This window comes from Paenibacillus sp. 1001270B_150601_E10 (genome assembly GCF_015558675.1).
Lineage (GTDB): Bacteria > Bacillota > Bacilli > Paenibacillales > Paenibacillaceae > Paenibacillus_B.
This window is the reverse complement of record NZ_JADMOL010000007.1, coordinates 88,143-105,945: the sequence shown is the minus strand read 5'-3', so window position 1 is coordinate 105,945 and position 17,803 is coordinate 88,143. Positions and strand designations below refer to the sequence as shown.

Annotated in this window: 12 protein-coding genes and 1 pseudogene; 10 read left to right on the top strand and 3 right to left on the bottom strand. The window is 45.7% G+C overall.

All coding sequences use genetic code 11. The features are described 5' to 3' along the window. Both I2H74_RS16640 and I2H74_RS16635 read left to right on the top strand, forming a co-directional pair. Positions 1 to 998, top strand: a pseudogene (locus I2H74_RS16640) (hypothetical protein); the annotation flags it as partial. A gap of 184 nt (positions 999 to 1,182) precedes the next feature. Beyond that, entirely contained in the window at positions 1,183 to 2,277 is a 1,095-nt protein-coding gene (locus I2H74_RS16635) for an FAD:protein FMN transferase (protein WP_195575358.1), read from the top strand. A 393-nt stretch (positions 2,278 to 2,670) separates the two neighbouring features. On the opposite strand, the gene I2H74_RS16630 is transcribed toward I2H74_RS16635, so the two are convergent. Continuing rightward, entirely contained in the window at positions 2,671 to 3,750 is a 1,080-nt protein-coding gene (locus I2H74_RS16630) for a lactonase family protein (RefSeq protein ID WP_195575357.1), read from the bottom strand. A 228-nt stretch (positions 3,751 to 3,978) separates the two neighbouring features. Between I2H74_RS16630 and I2H74_RS16625 the strand changes: the two genes are divergently transcribed. The 8 genes from I2H74_RS16625 to I2H74_RS16590 all read left to right on the top strand — a co-directional run bounded on the left by I2H74_RS16625 (position 3,979) and on the right by I2H74_RS16590 (position 14,110). Beyond that, a complete protein-coding gene (locus I2H74_RS16625) occupies positions 3,979 to 4,695 on the top strand; it encodes a lysophospholipid acyltransferase family protein (protein WP_195575356.1) in 717 nt (238 codons plus the stop codon). Positions 4,696 to 4,958: 263 nt separating this feature from the next. Continuing rightward, on the top strand, positions 4,959 to 6,113 hold the full coding sequence (locus I2H74_RS16620) for a phosphodiester glycosidase family protein (protein ID WP_195575355.1): 1,155 nt from the start codon (positions 4,959 to 4,961) through the stop codon (positions 6,111 to 6,113). 224 nt (positions 6,114 to 6,337) lie between these two features. Next, positions 6,338 to 7,210, top strand: a complete 873-nt coding sequence (locus tag I2H74_RS16615; protein ID WP_195575354.1) for a patatin-like phospholipase family protein — start codon at positions 6,338 to 6,340, stop codon at positions 7,208 to 7,210. A gap of 314 nt (positions 7,211 to 7,524) precedes the next feature. Then, the gene (locus tag I2H74_RS16610; protein ID WP_195575353.1) at positions 7,525 to 8,553 is read left to right on the top strand and encodes a hypothetical protein; all 1,029 of its coding nucleotides are present in this window, start codon (positions 7,525 to 7,527) and stop codon (positions 8,551 to 8,553) included. Further along, positions 8,513 to 9,511, top strand: a complete 999-nt coding sequence (locus tag I2H74_RS16605; protein ID WP_195575352.1) for a S8 family peptidase — start codon at positions 8,513 to 8,515, stop codon at positions 9,509 to 9,511. The genes I2H74_RS16610 and I2H74_RS16605 overlap by 41 nt, the downstream gene beginning before the upstream one ends. Then, the gene (locus tag I2H74_RS16600; protein ID WP_195575351.1) at positions 9,508 to 10,137 is read left to right on the top strand and encodes a hypothetical protein; all 630 of its coding nucleotides are present in this window, start codon (positions 9,508 to 9,510) and stop codon (positions 10,135 to 10,137) included. The genes I2H74_RS16605 and I2H74_RS16600 overlap by 4 nt, the downstream gene beginning before the upstream one ends. A 128-nt stretch (positions 10,138 to 10,265) precedes the next feature. Continuing rightward, positions 10,266 to 12,059, top strand: a complete 1,794-nt coding sequence (locus I2H74_RS16595; RefSeq protein WP_195575350.1) for a TerB N-terminal domain-containing protein — start codon at positions 10,266 to 10,268, stop codon at positions 12,057 to 12,059. A gap of 101 nt (positions 12,060 to 12,160) precedes the next feature. After that, entirely contained in the window at positions 12,161 to 14,110 is a 1,950-nt protein-coding gene (locus I2H74_RS16590; RefSeq protein WP_195575349.1) for a copper amine oxidase N-terminal domain-containing protein, read from the top strand. A gap of 131 nt (positions 14,111 to 14,241) precedes the next feature. On the opposite strand, the gene I2H74_RS16585 is transcribed toward I2H74_RS16590, so the two are convergent. After that, on the bottom strand, positions 14,242 to 15,990 hold the full coding sequence (locus I2H74_RS16585; protein WP_195575348.1) for an alpha-glycosidase: 1,749 nt from the start codon (positions 15,988 to 15,990) through the stop codon (positions 14,242 to 14,244). Positions 15,991 to 16,062: 72 nt separating this feature from the next. Next, the gene (locus I2H74_RS16580) at positions 16,063 to 17,733 is read right to left on the bottom strand and encodes an alpha-amylase family glycosyl hydrolase (protein ID WP_324254089.1); all 1,671 of its coding nucleotides are present in this window, start codon (positions 17,731 to 17,733) and stop codon (positions 16,063 to 16,065) included. Positions 17,734 to 17,803: the final 70 nt, after the last annotated feature.

Genomic DNA, 17,803 nt, shown 5'->3' with positions numbered 1-17,803 from the left:
GCACAACGTCTAACGACACTCAAGCAGAAGTTGCGGCTGGCGAGATCGCAAAGATCGGTCTTGGAACGATTACGAGCATTGGCAAATCTAAGGATGCAGAGGGCGACAAAGGACCAGTTGGCCAAGTGGATACGGTTATCATTGCCGCTGCATTCGACAAAGACGGTAAAGTTGTAAGCGTTGATATTGACAACGCACAAACAAAAATCGAATTCGATAAAGCGCTTCAACTGACCACTGACCTTAACGGCGAATTCAAGACAAAGCAAGAGCTTGGAGACGAGTATGGCATGAAGAAGGCTTCTTCCATCGGCAAGGACTGGTATGAGCAAGCAAATGCACTTGCAGATTGGATGAAGGGCAAAACGGTCGACGAGATCAAAGCGATGAAAACGACACAGCGCGATGAATCTCATCCAGCTGTGCCAGACGAAGCAGACTTGACTTCTTCCGTAACGATTACGGTTCAAGACTACATCGCAGGCATTGAAAAAGCATACAACAACGCCGTTGACGTAAAAGCCGCTGGCGGACAAAAGCTTGGCGTAGGCCATTCTATCTCTACTAGCAAGTCCAAAGGCTTGGAGGGCGATAAAACACCTTCCGCGCAAGTTGATACAACAATCGTTGTCGGTGCGTTCGACAAAGATGGTAAAGTTGTAGGTACAATCATTGATACAGCGCAAACGAAAGTGGACTTCGATAAAGACGGCAAGCTGACTACAGATAAAAATGCTGAGTTCAAGACGAAAAATGAACTTGGCGACGAGTATGGCATGAAGAAGGCATCCTCTATCGGCAAAGAGTGGAATGAGCAAGCTCAGGCACTTGCTGACTGGATGGCAGGCAAGACTGTTGATGAGATCAAAGGCATGAAGACGGTCGACAAAGATGGACACCCAGGCGTGCCAGACGAAGCAGACCTGACTTCTTCTGCAACGATCTCTGCTAAAGGCTTCATCGAAGGCATTGAAGAAGCTTTTACAAATGCAAAATAATGAATCGTCGGATGAAATGAATTTCTCATAGCATCAAGACAAGACAACTTGTACATTCTATGATGGTACATGAACTCCCCCATGCCGAATGGGGGAGTTTTGTCTAGATAAGCAAATATGCATGGGTCAGTTTATTCAGCCAGTTTATAAGAAAAGTTAGGTTGTCAGGGAATGAGGAGCATGTATGCGAAAATGGATTCACGTCGTACTCGGCCTGCTGTTGGTGGTTCAATTGGTTGGCTGTGCAGCGGAGCAAGCCGATTATAGCGAATATCAGAAATATAGTGATACATTCTTCGACAGCTTTGATACCGTAACGCAGGTCATGGCGTATACCAAGAGCGAAGAAGAATTCAAGCGTTATTTCAATCAGATTCATGATCGATTCCTTGAGCTTCACCGCATGTACGACATCTTCAATAACTACGAGGGATTGAACAATCTGAAGACGATCAATGACCAAGCCGGCATAAAGCCTGTGAAGGTGGATCAGGAGATCATCGATCTCATTCAGTTCTCGAAGAAGTGGTATAAGGAAGCGGGGCCGGAGACGAACATTGCCATGGGCAGTGTCCTCGACATCTGGCAGGAATATCGTAATGAAGCCATTGCGAATCCAAGCGAGGCGAAGCTGCCTCCGATGGAGAAGCTTCAGGCCGCGGCCCAGCATATGGACATCGATAAGGTGATCGTGGATACAGAGAACAGCACGGTATTCCTTGAAGATCCTGAAATGAGCTTGAATGTAGGCGCTGTCGCAAAAGGCTATGCAACGGAACTCGTTGCTCGCGAAATGAAGGAGGCAGGACTAGAATCCGCCATTATTAGTGCTGGAGGCAATGTGCGCACGATTGGCCATCCCTATGACGGGGTGCGCCACCGCTGGGGTGTGGGCATCCAGAACCCAGATCGAATCGTGGTGACGGATCAGGATCATTTGCTCGATACGGCCTTTATCCATGAAGCCTCTGTGGTCAGCAGCGGCGACTATCAGCGCTATTACGAGGTGGATGGCAAGCGAATTCATCATTTGATTGACCCGAAGACGCTGATGCCAGGTGATTATTATCGTGCGGCTACAGTTGTAACAGAGGATTCCGGGCTTGCCGATTTCCTGTCGACGATCGTGTTCTTAAGACCTTACGAGGAGAGCCGAGCCTTTGTTGACAAGATGGATGGCGTCGAGGCGCTGTGGGTGCTTAAGGATGGAACGGTAAAGGCAACAGCTGGCATGGAGAAGATTCTAAAGAGCCAGGGCGCATCCGGTACGGACAAGTAGATTTGGAAGAGAAGAGCGTGTAAATGGAGCGACAAGCTTTGTTCATATGCACAACAAGACTTCATATTCACGCTGTTCACTAACAACTGCCCGCCATTCTTTCATAAGGCTTGTTATCCAGCAGGGATCTTTCGTTCTGTGGAAGGTGCCTGCCAGGATAGCAAGTCTTTTCTCTATACATTGTAAGAGGGATGCATTCATTCCTGTGCGTTCAATACGTTTAAGGAATAGTCCTCTAGTAAGAACATTGGAGTAAAGGCTTGTGATGGCTTGAAAAAGAAAGCTGGCATATCAGACTGCAAGTCAGGATGACTCATAGTCTGCATGCCAGCTGCTGCGTGTGTACTACCGTTCAGCTCTCATTAGGGCACATTCGGCTCACGTTGCTGTTCCTTAGCCCAATGTTGAAAACTTAATGCATACCGGCTTCGATACGTTAAGCTCGCTGCCAGTAGCTGTCAGCTTGCCCGTTGCCGCGTCTCTAGCGAAGGTGACGATGTTGTTGCCGTCGCGATTGGCAACAAGTACAAAGCGATTGTCTGGGGACAATCCGAAATTACGAGGATGTCCTCCCAGCGTAGACGTATATTCAACCACCTCCAGCTTGCCTGTTGCTTCATCAATGGCATAGACAACAATGCTGTCGTGTCCGCGGTTGGAGCCGTACAGGAATTTGCCGTCGTTTGAAAGATGGATGTCGGCTGTACCGTTCTCTCCTGCGAAATTTTCAGGGAGGGTGGAAACCGACTGAAGCTCAGTGAGCGTCCCGTGCTCCGCGTCATAGTGGAATGCCATCACGGTAGAGCCAAGCTCGTTAATGACATAACCGTATGGCTTGCTTGGATGGAACGCGAAGTGGCGAGGGCCCGATCCAGGAGCAACCTCTGTGATGCTATGCGGAATCAATCGATGATTGTCAATATTAAGCTTATAGATGATAAGCTTGTCTGCTCCGAGGTCGCAGGCAACCGCATAGCGATTATTTGCATCGATGAATACAGAATGGGCTCTTGGCTGAGTCTGTGCAGGCAGAATGCTCTTGCCCTCATGCTGCTTGATATCCGAGATCGGACCAAGCTTGCCGTCCTCAAGAATAGGAGATACGCCAACCATGCCGCCATGGTAGCTTGCTACAATCGCATTGGTATAAGTATGGTCCAAAGCAATATGGCAGGTAGTCGCAGGCAGGGTAATCTCCTTATTTAATAGGCTCATTTCGCCAGTAGAAGGATTCACGGCAAAGGCTGCTGCCGCACCGCATTTTTGACCTGCCTCATTTACGCTCTCTGTAATTGCATAGAGTCTAGCTTTTTCTCCATGAACTTCAAGAAAGGTAGGATTTTTGAGTCCATCCACCTGATGAAGCAGCTTGAGGGAGCCTGTTTGTTCGTCATAAGCACAAGAGTAAACGCTTGGTGTATCTGCTTCGGCGTAGGAGCCGATAAAGGCAAAGACTTGCTTTGATTGTTCCATGTCATTGCACCTCTATTTTCTGTACTTGGTTATGCCCTAAATTATCTCAAATCATAAGCCTACTGGCAAATCAGCTGCAAGATTTGGCAGACCATTTAGGTGCTTATGGAGGAGATTTAGAACAACTGCTTTTATTGGAATATCAAGGTATTACCAGCATATTGCCTTCTCTTTTTGATCCAAGCCTATGGTATGATAGAAGCGATATCGACGAAAGGAAGCCCTTACATGAAATTTATCCGTACAATTATATGGTTTATTTACTTTTGGATTTACTTGCTTATGATGACTCCCTCCCTTAAAAAAGTGGATCGATTAGAACAAGAAGGAAAGATAGAGGAGCATGATGCTTTAGCCTCCGAGCACGTTACGAAATGGGCTAGGTCCCTTCTGCGATTGGCAGGCGCTAAGGTGACTATTAAGGGCGAAGAGCATTTGCCAGAGGGTGCAGCCGTCTATATGGCGAATCACCAAGGGAATTTTGATGTGCCGATTGTGCTTGGCTATCTGGAGAAGCCAAAGGCAATGATGTCCAAGATTGAAGTGAAGAAACTCCCGCTGATTCGCTCATGGATGAGGCACATTCATTGTATTTTTGTGGATCGGAAAAATGTCCGTCAATCGATGAATAGCTTGAATGACGCGGCGGATCTGGTGAAAAAGGGATATTCGGTATGCATCTTTCCTGAAGGGACGCGCAGCAAGGGCGGTCCGATCGGGGAGTTCAAGAGCGGAGGATTTCGGATTGCGACGAAGACGGGGGCGCCGATTGTGCCCGTTCGCATAGAAGGCTCATACAAGCTGATGGAGGCGAATGGCAATTGGATTAAGCCAGCTGAGGTAACGGTGACGATCCTACCTCCTGTTGAGGTTCAGGGCTTGTCCAAAGAAGAAATGGCGGAGCTGCCTGAGCGCGTACGTTCTATCATCGCCCAAGTGAGATAAAGCGGCCCGTTATCCTGTATATGTTCAACTAAGCAGCAAAAAGCAGTTACAACAAGGTTTTTTCGTTTTCGTACAAATAAGCATAACAAGCAATAGAAGAGCTGCCCAAGCCTTTTGGACTGGGAAAGCTCTTTTTTTGTGAAAATATTACAAAATACATATGAATAACCGATCATATAATAGAATAGAGAAATAGACCAAAAGTACCATTTGGAAGATAGGTCAAATAGGTCTAAGCAAACATCACAAGGGGGAAATGATCGATGAATCGCGGGAAGGCATTGAAATTAGGATTGAGTAGTATGCTGCTTGGAAGCATGCTGATGGCAGGCGGCGCTTATACAGCAGAAGCTGCGCCGAGTTATGGCTATATGGATTTGAAGGAGAGCAGGACATATGTCCCGATCCGTTATCTCAGCGAGCAGCTGAAGTATAAGGTGCATTGGGATGCAGGCCAATCCAGCATTCTCGTCACGCAAGGGAATACGAAGGTGGAGCTTACTGTAGGAAGCAAGAAAGCGAAGATAAATGACAAGCCCTATACGCTAGATGCAGTTCCCTTTTCAAAGGGAGGAGTAACCTATGTCCCGATTCGATTCGTAGCCGATGCTATGAATCTAGCACTAAAGTGGGATGCCAACAGCTCAACCTTAGTGTTCCAAGGAGAGAAGGGACCCCTTCAGCTGCCAGTCGTATCGACGGCGAGACAAATTGCGGCGAATCCGATCTCCTCCAAGAGCCGCACAATCAAGACAGGGAAAAGAAGCTATTCGATTAATCTGGTTGAAGTCGATTTGCTTCATCCGAAGATCAGCCTTGGGGTAGGTGTTGCGAATCAGCGTGTCGGGTCTGTAGCAAGCTTGAAGGCAATGGCGGAGCAGAATGGTGCTGCTGCAGCCATGAACGGGACGTTTTTCAACGCTTATACCGATTCAGATGTGAAGGTTCCATACGGATATATTGTGCAGAATGGCAAGATCGCATATAAGAGTCCAGGCGACAAGCGGAGCATTCTCGTATTTACGAAGCAGAATCATGTAGAAGTGATTGACGGGAAGGATTTTCAGGAGCGCTTTGATGCTGGCGATGTTGAAGGTGCGCTGCAAGCAGGTCCAAGACTCGTTAGAGACGGAAAGGTCGCAGTTGATCCCGTAACGGAAGGCTTCAAGGATCCTAAGATTCTTTCCAATGGCGGAGCACGCAGTGCGGTCGGCATCACCAAGGATCAGAAGTTGATTCTTGTAACAGTTCCAAGTGCAACGATTCCTGAACTCGCACATATCATGAAGCAAGCGGGCGCTTACCAGGCCATGAACTTGGACGGCGGGGCATCTAGCGGGCTGTATGTGAAAGGCAAGTATGTGACGACGCCGGGCAGATCGCTCAGCAATTCCTTCCTTATCTTTCAAAATAAATAAGTCCCTCATCCTTATTCCGTGAAATGAGAGATTGCTAGACTTATACGATGAGGGTAGACGTTCTTAAACAAGGGACACCTCTCGCGCCGTATCCCATTTACACCGGTTATCCGATCCTTGTCTCGGCTATGCATCCTTCGTCCGTTGTCAGATCTGCTTGTATCACTCTACAATAGTGTAATAAAGGTTAGAGGCAAGGATTATGAAAGACGGCAGGTGAAAAGATGACTGAGCATTCCGTTACCAACCCGGTGACTGCGGGCAAGACGGCTTTAGTTGTGGAAGGCGGGGGCATGAGAGGCATATTCTCGACAGGGGTATTAGACGCCTTTATGAAGCTGTCCTTCAACCCTTTCGACCTATGCATCGGTGTGTCAGCTGGCGCTAACAACACTGCGGCTTATTTGGGCAATATGTATAGGCGCAATTATAAAGTGTTTACGGATTATTCAGTGAGGCCAGACTTTATCAGCTGGAAGAAGTTCATTCGGGGCGGACATCTCATGGATCTCGATTGGCTGTGGGAGACGACGATCCGAGAACTGCAAATTGACCGCGATACGTTATTTCGGAGTTCGTCTCAATTCATTATCGGGGTAACGGAGGTCGAGTCGGGACGGTCGGTGTACCTTGAGCCTCATGCAGACAATCTGGAGCAGCTATTGAAGGCTTCCAGTGCGATTCCAGTCATCTATCGGAGCTTTGTCGAGGTAGATGGCGTTAGGTATGTGGATGGCGGAATTACAGATTCCATTCCGGTGCTGGAGGCGTATCGGCGAGGCGCTGCCAAGATCATGGTGCTTCGCTCAAGACCTGAATCGTATATGATGCATTCAAGTAAAAATAACCTCATCACGCGCTGGTCACTGCATCGTTACCCGCGGCTCCTGCGTGCCTTGGAGAATCGCGCGCATACGTATCAGGAGGCGATTGCCTTCATGCGGAACCCGCCTGCTGGCGTGCAGGTGATTGAGGTGAATCCGCCAGAGGGCTTTCGAACGGAACGGCTCACCAAGGATATGGAGATCTTAGAAGCGGATTATAAGCTTGGCTACGAGATGGGCGAGCAGCTCGTACGAGATTGGGAACCCCTTTAGTTAAGAACTTCTGTATATTACAGCGAATAATACAATTTATAAAATATTATCATTGCACGATTACTTGTATTTAAGCTGATTCAGTTTTTTATTAAATATCGCGTTAATATTGTAGTGCGGACTCTTTAGACAAAAAGCTGGGTCCGTACTTTTTTCGGTATATTTATATAATACGAAAAATAGTTGCGTGTTTCCGAAAGGTGAATTGCGTTTTCTTAATATAAAGATTAATTTATAATTGGATTATGATTTATTCTTGTTAAATAAATCCATTTGTTTTAAAAAATACTATAATATAAGTGGGTGAATCATTAATGGCAAGGAAATATGTTGAGATTTTTTTACTCTTTTTGATTGTGTCTATGGTATTTAGTAACAGTGTTTTTGCTGAATCAAGTAATGATGTTGTAAATCAAGCATATGATTTAAGTGATCTTAAAATTAATTATGATCTTGATTTAGGGCATCACGGTAAGACTAAATCAGAGCTAATTTCTCAATTTCTTAATGATGGACTTACAGAAAAGGAAGCCGAATACTATGCGAAGTTGGATATTTTAGCCAATCAACTTACATTAAAAGGTAAAAAAATTGACATTAGTAAAGGGGAATTAACAAAAGAATATATTGTAACTCACCAAGATGAATTGAGAGAAAGAGCTTTAAATTTAGATGAGGATGCTATTGTGAGTTTATTCCATACAAATCTCGCGCTAACAACAAGTAAAGATGAAATAAGTAGAGAATTAAAAAAAATGGATGGTACAAGTGGAGTTGTTACATTTAAATATCCAGATGGTAGCTCATCTAGAGTTGAAACTTCTACCATTAAAGTTGATGATAGATTAGATTACGAGACGAATGGTACAATTATCTCAGGTCCATGGGGAGATAATATTGACTTGGTTAATCAAGAAGCTGGAGTTTCCAGTTCAGGAACGTATGTTGCCAAAACCGATCTGTCCTTTAAAGGTTCCACTCATTATGGGAAAATAAATGACACTTACACTTTTCAAATCTTAAATAATGGCTCTACAGATATGAGTAAGTGGACTGGAAAATATATCTCCGATACTGGTGCTTCTTCTGGAGGAGGATTTGTTTTGATAGATACTGAATATCTTTCAAATCATCAGAGAGAGACAGCAACAGCTAGCACATACATGCAAGGTTACACTGATGTATTATATAGAATGGAATCTAGTGTTTCAGGTAGTATTACTTTATATTATGCAAGTTTAAGTTTTTCGGTTACAGGTGGTTCTTATTGGCATGAATATGCTATTTATGAGGTGGACGGAGATGGGCAGACTCCTATTCATATGGCTGGATACTTTAAGTAAAAGAATAAATAAAACAATCTTCAAAGAATATTTTTTATCCTTTGAAGATTGTTTTATTTATAAATCAATAATAATAGTTTATATTATTATTCTTATCTCACCAGCTCATCAAAACATAGAGTATTGGATAGTATCTAATCAACAATATAATCATGATGTTTTAGAAATATTAAATGTATCTGGTTTGAAACCTTCAATCAAATTTGATGATTTACTAAATATCAAGATAGGAGTGATTGACCAAGGAATTACCACCAATAATTTAAATATGAATATAGTAAATAATCATGAATATGTTAATAGTACTAACCATGGAACAATAGTTTCTTCAATTATTGGAGCTATGAAGACTAATGATAGTGAATATTCAGGATTAATTCCAGGTATTAAACTGTACGGATATAATATTAATTCCGAGACAATTACAGTTGATGAGCTTTGTAGAGGAATAGAGGTTTTATCAAGTTTCGGTGTGAAGATTATTAATATTTCGATTTCATCAAGACAGTATGATGAGAAATTATTAACGGCGATCAAAGAAGCAATTTCTGACGATATTACAATTGTTGCGTCTTCAGGAAATAGTGGAAGGGAAGAATATTTGTATCCTGCTTCATTTGATATTGATGGAATTATCTCGGTAGGTTCAATTACAAAAGATTACGAGGTTTCAGATTTTACTACTGTTAATAATAAAGTAGATATCTACGTACCAGGTGAAAACATTCGATCTTTAGATAACTATACAGGAGAAATCATAAATTATAGCGGAACTTCCTTCGCAGCTCCCATAGTGACATCTATTGTAGCACTATTATTATGTAACAATCCTAGCATGACTCCATACGAGATCGATGAATATTTGAAAAGGAACTCAAGAATAGTGACTAGTACTTGGAAAAATAGATCGTTATCAGTTAGAATACCATATTTCGGCATGAAGGAGCGAGTTAATTGAAAAAAGTCTCTATTTTACTTGTACTTTCAATTTTGGTTGTTGGAATATTTGGGTGTGAAAATCTAAAATATGAAAATCAAAAAAATAATGAGGGGGATGATCATGACCCTTTTATTTTTGAATCTAAAACAGAAATTAAAAAATCAAAGCTTGCTGCTGAAACATTAGAGGAATTAATCCGAAAAGCAATTGAATCTCAGTCTAATATTCAGATAAGTGACGTTAAGATTGATTGGGTATCATTAGTGGATGATATGACAATAGCAACATTTATTTTTGAATATTCTGGAAATAAATACATTGGTTATATTTACAGTGAGTATCAAAAAAAATATCTCCTCAATGCTATTGATATTTCACAAGTTAATTTAGATGTTCCTTTTACATTTATAAATGCAACTGGACAGCAATCAGGTTTAGATCGTAACTATCACGTTTATTATGGTTACTTAAATAATCGTGAAATTAATAAGATCGAGATAATCTATAATGGGAACATAAGAAATGTTCTTAAAATAGATGGTAATCATACTTTTTTAGATGTAACAACTGGTAGTAAAATGATCTTGAATGAAATTATCGGGTTGGATAAAGATGAAAATGAAATTCACAGATATAAATTTTAGATTACATGATCTAACATGTAGTTAAGAAAATGTATATGCTGAAAAGTTTAATCATATATCCGATCAAAAATAATTTCTGAACTTAATGAAATTATCGAAAAAAGCGTAGAACGTGAGGAGCTATGGCGATGACGCGAGATCGATCGGATGTTCATTTTGCACAATTCGATATGGGGGGAGAAGAGCCTGGAATCCCGATTCCAGCGCGTGATGCATTACGCAAGGAGACTGCATTGTCCTCCTCGTCAGCTGGCGGTGAGACTCACGCAGAAGATGGGACGGCATCCTCTGCGAATTCTTCTTCTGACGCGATGAATCAGCGTTCTCGCGATCTCGTGATTAAGCATGATTTATTTGATTCGGAGGAGGTGTTCGACGTTGATCGAACACCAGCACGAAAGCTCAGCTTAGAGCAGCGCTTTGTAGCCTATGGTCGAGAGCATGAAGATCGGGTGGAGCGGGATGCGGCGTTTGTGCCGTTTAAGAGCTATTGGCCCACCTACGAATCGATGGCCCCTTCTCAACTTCGCTGGTACTTTTATTGGCGTGGCGAGGTCAGGGAGGGACGATATCCGGATACGGATCTGTCGTATATCTTTCTGTATATCTATGAACTGATTAACGGGATCGGTTGGGTTCAAGCGATGGATGGATATCAGCTGCTGCTTCGGATCTGGGAGGCCTATCAGAAGCGATACCCGAAGCTGAATGTGTATTTGCCGGAATGGGTAACGGACTTTAAGGTTGTACATCGTCTAGACGTTCCCTTTCAGGATATTGTAGACCGTACGCCACGCGGGCTCGGCGGCTTATTGCTGGAGATGGAGCTGATGAATGCCCTTCAGATGGATCCGATTCAGGTGTCATGGCGGTCACTGCTGAAGCTGTCCGATTATGATGCCGCGAAGAGCAAGTTCTATCAACAGGAGGGCAAAGACGCCCTCGAAGCCTACGCACCTAGAGCGCTAGCTTTGGTTGACGGTTATTTCTCAAAAATGCATGGGACACGCCTTATGGAGAAGTATCGACCGGTAACAAGGAACCGGAAGAAGTTCCTGTTTCGCAGCACCGTTTACGATGAATCACGGTATGGGGACCTTACTGATATCGACATTATGGAAGTAACGAGCTGCGCGAAGCTGCGCAAGTTTGTAACAGAGCTGATCCGCTGTGTGGAAAATGAGCTTCGGGAACAGATGGGCTTCCGTGGCAGGCTGCGTAATATCAAGCTGGAGCCGGATGTCGCGAAGCTTGTCCATAAGTTTGTCGTACGCGAGTATGCGGCACAGGAAGCGGAGAAGCATCGCATTGTAGTAGAGATCGATACGGCGAAGCTGAAGCAGCTTCAGCAGGATTCGGATCAGGTTCGAGAGCTGCTGACAGTAGAAGAGGAGACAGGTCTAACGGAGTCCGCGCCTCTGCTATCCTTTTCGATACCAAGCACGACAGTGGAGACAGAGCAGTTGGAACTTCGGCTTGATGATAGCCGTACTGAGGACGAAATGGAAGGCAGCGCAAGTTTCTTTGATACAGCTAAAGAAAGTCGCCCTATAACGCAAGAAGCTGAAGGGGAGCAGCCTGTAAAAGAGCTTGACGTTACGCATATAAAAGAGCCGATAGACCTCTTTTCTTTCGTGCCGGGCTCTATAGAAGAGCCGCAGGAGGGCGATAAGCTTTCACCAGAATGGGAGGAACTGCGGAGCTTGTTGCAGCCTATGCATAAAGAAGCTTTGCAGCTGCTTGTTCAAGGGGAGACTGTATCTGCACTCGCTCCGTTGGCGATGAGATACGGGTCAATGACAGATCTGCTCGTGGACGACCTGAATAGCCTTGCCATGGAGTGCATCGGAGATTTGTTGGTAGACAGCGACATGCTCTTGGAGGAGTATGTGGCAGATTGTCGCAAAATGTTAGGATATTGACAGAATACAAAGATTTATGGAAAACAATGTCTATCTAAATATTCCCTGATTTGATACATTTATTGAATGTGCAGGTGAGTTCAATCTAGGGAGAGATAGAGATGAAGAAACGATTTATGCTTGTGTTGTCCATGCTTCTCATGAGCCTTACGATTGCTGGCTTTGGTGCAGCATCAGAGGCTTCCGCTAAGGCAGCTTCAGAGAAACCTAAGATCGTAAATGTCCTTGACGAGAATCATTTTTTGTTAGATGACGGGACGTTCTGGGGAGAATCCAGCAGAGTACCTTGGAAGGTCTCCACTTCGTTTGTTGACATTCAAGGATCAGCAAAAAATAGTTATGGGATCACATCAAGCGGCAAAGTCTACAGCTATGAATTAAAAACAATGAAAGAATTGCCGTACATGAAAAACGTGGCGCAAATAGGAAACAACGGATACTGGCTAAAGAATGACGGCACGTTATGGCAAGATAATGAACAGTTTGATGATGTTTCAAATATTAAAATGTTTGATTATCAGGATGGTTCCTTTGCTGTGTTGTCCAAAGATGGTGACCTAGAAGCGATCTCTAGCGCATGGAAAGAAGTATCTGTGTTAGGGAAGGTATCAAATGTTCGTTCGATCGCTGTGGCGGACACTGGTGTGGTTGTTGTTCAGGATAATGGTCAGGCAACACACTATTCCATTGGCTATAAGGCAAACGAGCAGAAGCTGATTGCATCAGATGTGGCGCAGGCAATGTGGCAGAACGGCCGGGTATTGTTGCTCGTTAAGTCTGACGGAACGGTCTGGAGAGGAGAACAATCCAGTAAATTTGATATGAAGCAATTGACCGGACTGACGAATGTGAAGAAGATCGTTAATGGTTCGGGCATCAGTAATTTTGTTGCACAGCGTCAAGACGGTTCCTGGGTTCATTATAGAAGTGACGGTAGGATTCAGCCTCTTGAAGCACCTGCCTTGAGCAATATAAAGTTGATTGTCTCGAAGTCGCAAGCTAAGGTTGGCGATCACTTCACTATTGAGGTTGAAGAGGAATACACGAATGGCTATAAGGCGAAGCGGGTACCGACTCAAGAGGAGCTCACGATTGACCAGCCGCAGCTAATCGAGCGGATGGCGAACAATCAGTTCAAGATGAAGGCTGTTGGGGAAGCGACCATCACCGTTACGGTGAACGGTGTGTCTGAGCAGGCGAAGATCTTTGCGAGCGCCAATAAGCAGCTGCAATACGCAAGCAATATCAAGGGTCTGGTATACCTGCCTGTTAAGCCTGTCTTCGAAACGATCGGCGGCAGCGTTGCATATGATGCTAAAACAAAGGGCTTCACGATTCAACTGGGCCAGCAGAAGATTGCCATGAAGAAGGACAGCAAGATCGCTACCGTCAATGGCAAGCAGATCACGATGGGCGGTGTCGTTCAAGAGCGTGGTGGCCAAATGGTCTTCTCGTCTGATCTTTTGAAAAACATGCTCGGGGCCAAGACAACTTGGGATGACAAGCTGAAGACAGCAACGGTCAACTTTGGCAGCGCCAAGCTGGTCGTGATTTCTCAGGATACGGAGAAGGCGGTTAAGAAGCAGCAAGTAGGCAATTTGAGCAAATATATTGGCAAGACCTACTGGGTGGATGACTTCCAGAACTGGGAGCGCTTCATGAAGATTACGGTAACCGACATTATTCCAAAGACAGATCCGTATGGTGATGTCCTGTATATCATCCAGTTTAAAAATGCAAAAGGAGCAACGCTGAAGACCTCTCAAATGGGAGCGTCATCGGTGGAGGCTCATCTGACAGCAGGGGATACGCTTTTAAACTACAATCCATATACGCGTTATAATTGGTCCAACAAGACTTGGGATTTGATTAAAAAGCGCAAGGTTGCACTCGGCATGACGAAGGAACAGGTTCTCATGTCTTGGGGTTCGCCAGATCATAAGTCTTCGGCCCAAAGCAACGGGATTGTCGTAGAGTCATGGGGATACGGTACGTATAGTCTATCGATCATCACGTTTACAAACGGCAAAGTATCGAATCTCTATCAATAGCGATCAAGTTCATATCTGGATGAAAATAATGAAGGAGCTGCCGCTCATCGAAGGATGAGCAGACAGCTCCTTTTTGACCCTATATAGAATGTATAGGTGCGGCTTTCTGAGCATGACTATTCAGCTTCGACTTATCGGCGAAGGATTACGGCACTCATTCCATCAATCGCTACGGACGTTTTGCTGCTTGAAGCCTGAATCAGTTCGCCAGTAAGCACATTGTGCCATTCTCCTGCGGGCATTGGCAATCGAACAGAGCGGCGACGTGCGCCATTGTTCAGCACGATAAGGAAGCGGCTTTGCTCATCCGCCCGCTCGTAGACGATGACTTGGTCTTGTTCCTTTGCATACAGGAAGCGGAAGCTTCCTGAGCGAAGTGCAGCATGCTGATGTCTAAGGGCAATAAGGCTTCGGTAATAATCCAATAGCTTAGCATCCTGCCTTTCCGTATCCCATTCCATGCACTTGCGGCAGCCTGGATCATTCTCCCCATCTAGACCGACCTCGTCCCCGTAATAGATGCACGGTGTTCCAAGGAAGGTGAGCTGGAACAGGGCGGCAAGCTTCATTCTGCGCTTATCGTTGCCGCATAGCGTCAGGAGACGCGCCGTGTCATGGCTGTCGAGCAGATTGAACATGACCTCATTGGCCTGCTGAGGATAGCTTGCCAGCTGATGTTCAATGGCTTGCGCGAACTGTGCTCCATCTACGGCTCTCTCGGCAAAAAAGTCATGCATGGCATAGGTGAACGGATAGTTCATAACGGCATCGAATTGGTCGCCTTGGAGCCACATCATGCCTTCATGGAACATCTCGCCTAGGATGTAGGCTTCCGGATTGAAAGCCTTGACCGTTTGTCTGAACTCGCGCCAGAATTGATGATCCACCTCATTCGCGACATCGAGACGCCAGCCATCGATGCCCACCTCTTCAATCCAGTAACGGGCGACCTCGAGCAAATATGCTTTTACTTCGGGATTCTCGGTATTCAGCTTGGGCATCATCGGAGTAAACGCAAACGTATCGAACGTTGGAATGCCGTCCACGACACGAAGCGGGAACTCCCGTACATGGAACCATTCTTTATAAACGGACTGCTCCCCCTTTTCCAAGACATCCACATAGGGCGGGAATGAATATCCGGCATGATTGAACACCGCATCCAGCAGAACACGAATGCCGCGGCTGTGGCATGCCTTGACCAATTCCTTCAGCTTCTCATTTGTCCCAAAGTGCGGATCGACCTTCATATAGTTTTTCGTATCATACTTATGATTGGTCGTCGCCTCAAAGATCGGCGTAAAGTAGATCGCGGTAATGCCAAGCTGCTCCAAGTAATCGAGATGATTGATTACGCCCTGCAGGTCTCCGCCGAAATAATTGTCTGGTGTCGGCTCGCCACCCCAAGGCTCCACGCCATCCGGATCATTGCTCTTGTCACCATTTGCAAATCGTTCCGGGAAGATTTGATAGAACACCGCGTCTTTGACCCAAGAAGGAGGCGTGAAGATATCTACCGGGTTCAAGAACGGGTATTCGAACCAGCTCTTCGTCGGCGTCGGCTCCTCCTTCTGAAAGCCGCGCTCGGTCATCCAGATCGTATCGGTGCTGTCTTCAAGCTTGAAGACATAGGCCAATCGTCGGTACGGAGGAATGGCCTCCGCCTGCCAATAATCGAACAGTTCATCCTGATATAAGCGCACCATCGACACGGATTCCGTTCTCTCCAAGCCCTGCCAGCAATCGAATTTGTCGCCGTAATAGACGGTTGCCTGCTTTACATCATTCTTTTTGGTGCGAATGCGCAAATGAATCGTTTCACAGTCGTAGGCATAAGCCCAATTCTGCTTGGGACGATGATAGATGGCTTCTAGCAGCATAAGGGGGTCCTCTCCTTTTTGAGCAATCATAGTTTGTATAAGGATGATAGTGTCAAAATGAGATCGTAAAGACTAAGGTGCAAGCACAACGGTGCTGTAGGGAAGCAGGGTGAGCGTGGCATTGGCGAGCTCAGCGCCTTCGGCGCTGGCAAAGCTTACTGTTTTCAGGGTATTGGCAGCATCCTCGGTGAGCTTCACCTGCTGCTTTACCCCGGACAAATTGTGAAGCACAAGCCGGGCTTCATCCTTGGTTGCGCGAATAAACCCTGCCACTTCAGGAACGCCTGAGACATACGACTGAATGCCGCCATCTTGGAGAATGGGATCGACGTTGCGATAGGCAATCATGGTCTTGTAGTGATTCCAAAGCGAATTTGGATCCTTCATCTGCGCTTCAACTGCGACGGTCGTCTCGTTGGATGATGCAGGCTCCCAGTTGGTCATGCCTTGGGCGTTCTTGTCCGTGGACCAGATCATGGGCTCGCGAATGCGTTCATCTGGCTTCATGCCCTCCATGCCAATTTCCTCACCATAGTAGATAAAAGGATTGCCAGGCAGCGTGAGCAGCACGGAGGCGGCCATCTTCGCATGTTCGATATTCCCGGAGAGCTCGCTCATGACTCGATTCTCGTCATGGTTGGTCAGGAATGGAGCATCTACAAATTGTCCATTGGACTGCTTGCTGTAGAACGAATAGATTCGGCTCATCATGGAGCCAATATCGGCATCCTTCTCATCCTTGACCATCGATATTAGCCGCTTTGACATATCAAAATTAAACGCGGAATCCAGCGCATCGTTCAGGAAGGGTCCAACGACAGCTGGAGAATCCCATACCTCGCCAACAAGGTATGCCTCGGAATTGACCTCATCAACAGCTGCGCGGAATTCCTGCCACCAGGCTTGATTGTTCGTTACGACTTCAGGATCCTGACTCGTATTCTGGAAGTCTTCATAGACGTGCTTGGCAGCATCGAGCCGAAACCCGTCCACCCCTTGGTTTAGCCAGAACTGCGCGATCTTTTTGATCTCTGCTCGCACACCGGGGTTATCCATATGAAGATCAGGCATTCCATCCCAGAAGATGCCGAGATAATGGCTTCCATCTAACGAATGCCAAGCCTGCTGTCCCCAGGCGCCTCTTGTTGAAGGATCAAGGCCTAAGTCCTCGGCCCACATGTACCATTCCCGCTTCGGGCTGTTTTTGCCGCTTGAGGATTCCTTGAACCAAGGATGCTCACGGCTTGTATGGTTGACGACGAGATCCATCACGACCTTTATGCCGCGCTTATGCGCTTCATCAAGGAGGTTCTTAAAGTCCTCCATCGAACCGTAGTCGGGATGAATGCCATAATAGTCTGTAACATCATAGCCGTGATAGGAAGGGGAGGGATTAATCGGCATCAGCCACAGGTGTTTGACGCCAAGCTCCTGCAAATAATCAAGCTTTGCGGTCACCCCGTTCAAATCCCCAATCCCATCCCCATTCGTATCATAGAAAGAGCGAACAAAGATTTCGTAGTAGACGCCGCTGCTCTTTCCCATTGGTGTCAGAGCATCTGTTAGCTTAAGTGAGCTGGCAGCGGCTTTATCAGCGGTACTCACAGGTGTTTCCTGTTGTACGGCTGTGTTGGCTGCTTTCTTGACTTCGGAAGAAGATTGACACCCTGCTGTGAACAGCATCAGGGTGAAGGCGAGAATTAAGATGCCTAGCAGGAGAATATAGCGTTTGGTTGTGGACACATGAATCGCGCTCCTTTACGGGTACTATGATCAACCTATAGCTGGTGTGCGATTTTGCGAATTTTCTAAC

Coding starts and splice junctions, on each gene's coding strand:
- I2H74_RS16635 (WP_195575358.1), top strand. CDS start 1,183: ATGCGAAAATGGATTCACGTCGTACTCGGCCTGCTGTTGGTGGTTCAA.
- I2H74_RS16630 (WP_195575357.1), bottom strand. CDS start 3,750: ATGGAACAATCAAAGCAAGTCTTTGCCTTTATCGGCTCCTACGCCGAA.
- I2H74_RS16625 (WP_195575356.1), top strand. CDS start 3,979: ATGAAATTTATCCGTACAATTATATGGTTTATTTACTTTTGGATTTAC.
- I2H74_RS16620 (WP_195575355.1), top strand. CDS start 4,959: ATGAATCGCGGGAAGGCATTGAAATTAGGATTGAGTAGTATGCTGCTT.
- I2H74_RS16615 (WP_195575354.1), top strand. CDS start 6,338: ATGACTGAGCATTCCGTTACCAACCCGGTGACTGCGGGCAAGACGGCT.
- I2H74_RS16610 (WP_195575353.1), top strand. CDS start 7,525: ATGGCAAGGAAATATGTTGAGATTTTTTTACTCTTTTTGATTGTGTCT.
- I2H74_RS16605 (WP_195575352.1), top strand. CDS start 8,513: ATGGGCAGACTCCTATTCATATGGCTGGATACTTTAAGTAAAAGAATA.
- I2H74_RS16595 (WP_195575350.1), top strand. CDS start 10,266: ATGACGCGAGATCGATCGGATGTTCATTTTGCACAATTCGATATGGGG.
- I2H74_RS16590 (WP_195575349.1), top strand. CDS start 12,161: ATGAAGAAACGATTTATGCTTGTGTTGTCCATGCTTCTCATGAGCCTT.
- I2H74_RS16585 (WP_195575348.1), bottom strand. CDS start 15,990: ATGCTGCTAGAAGCCATCTATCATCGTCCCAAGCAGAATTGGGCTTAT.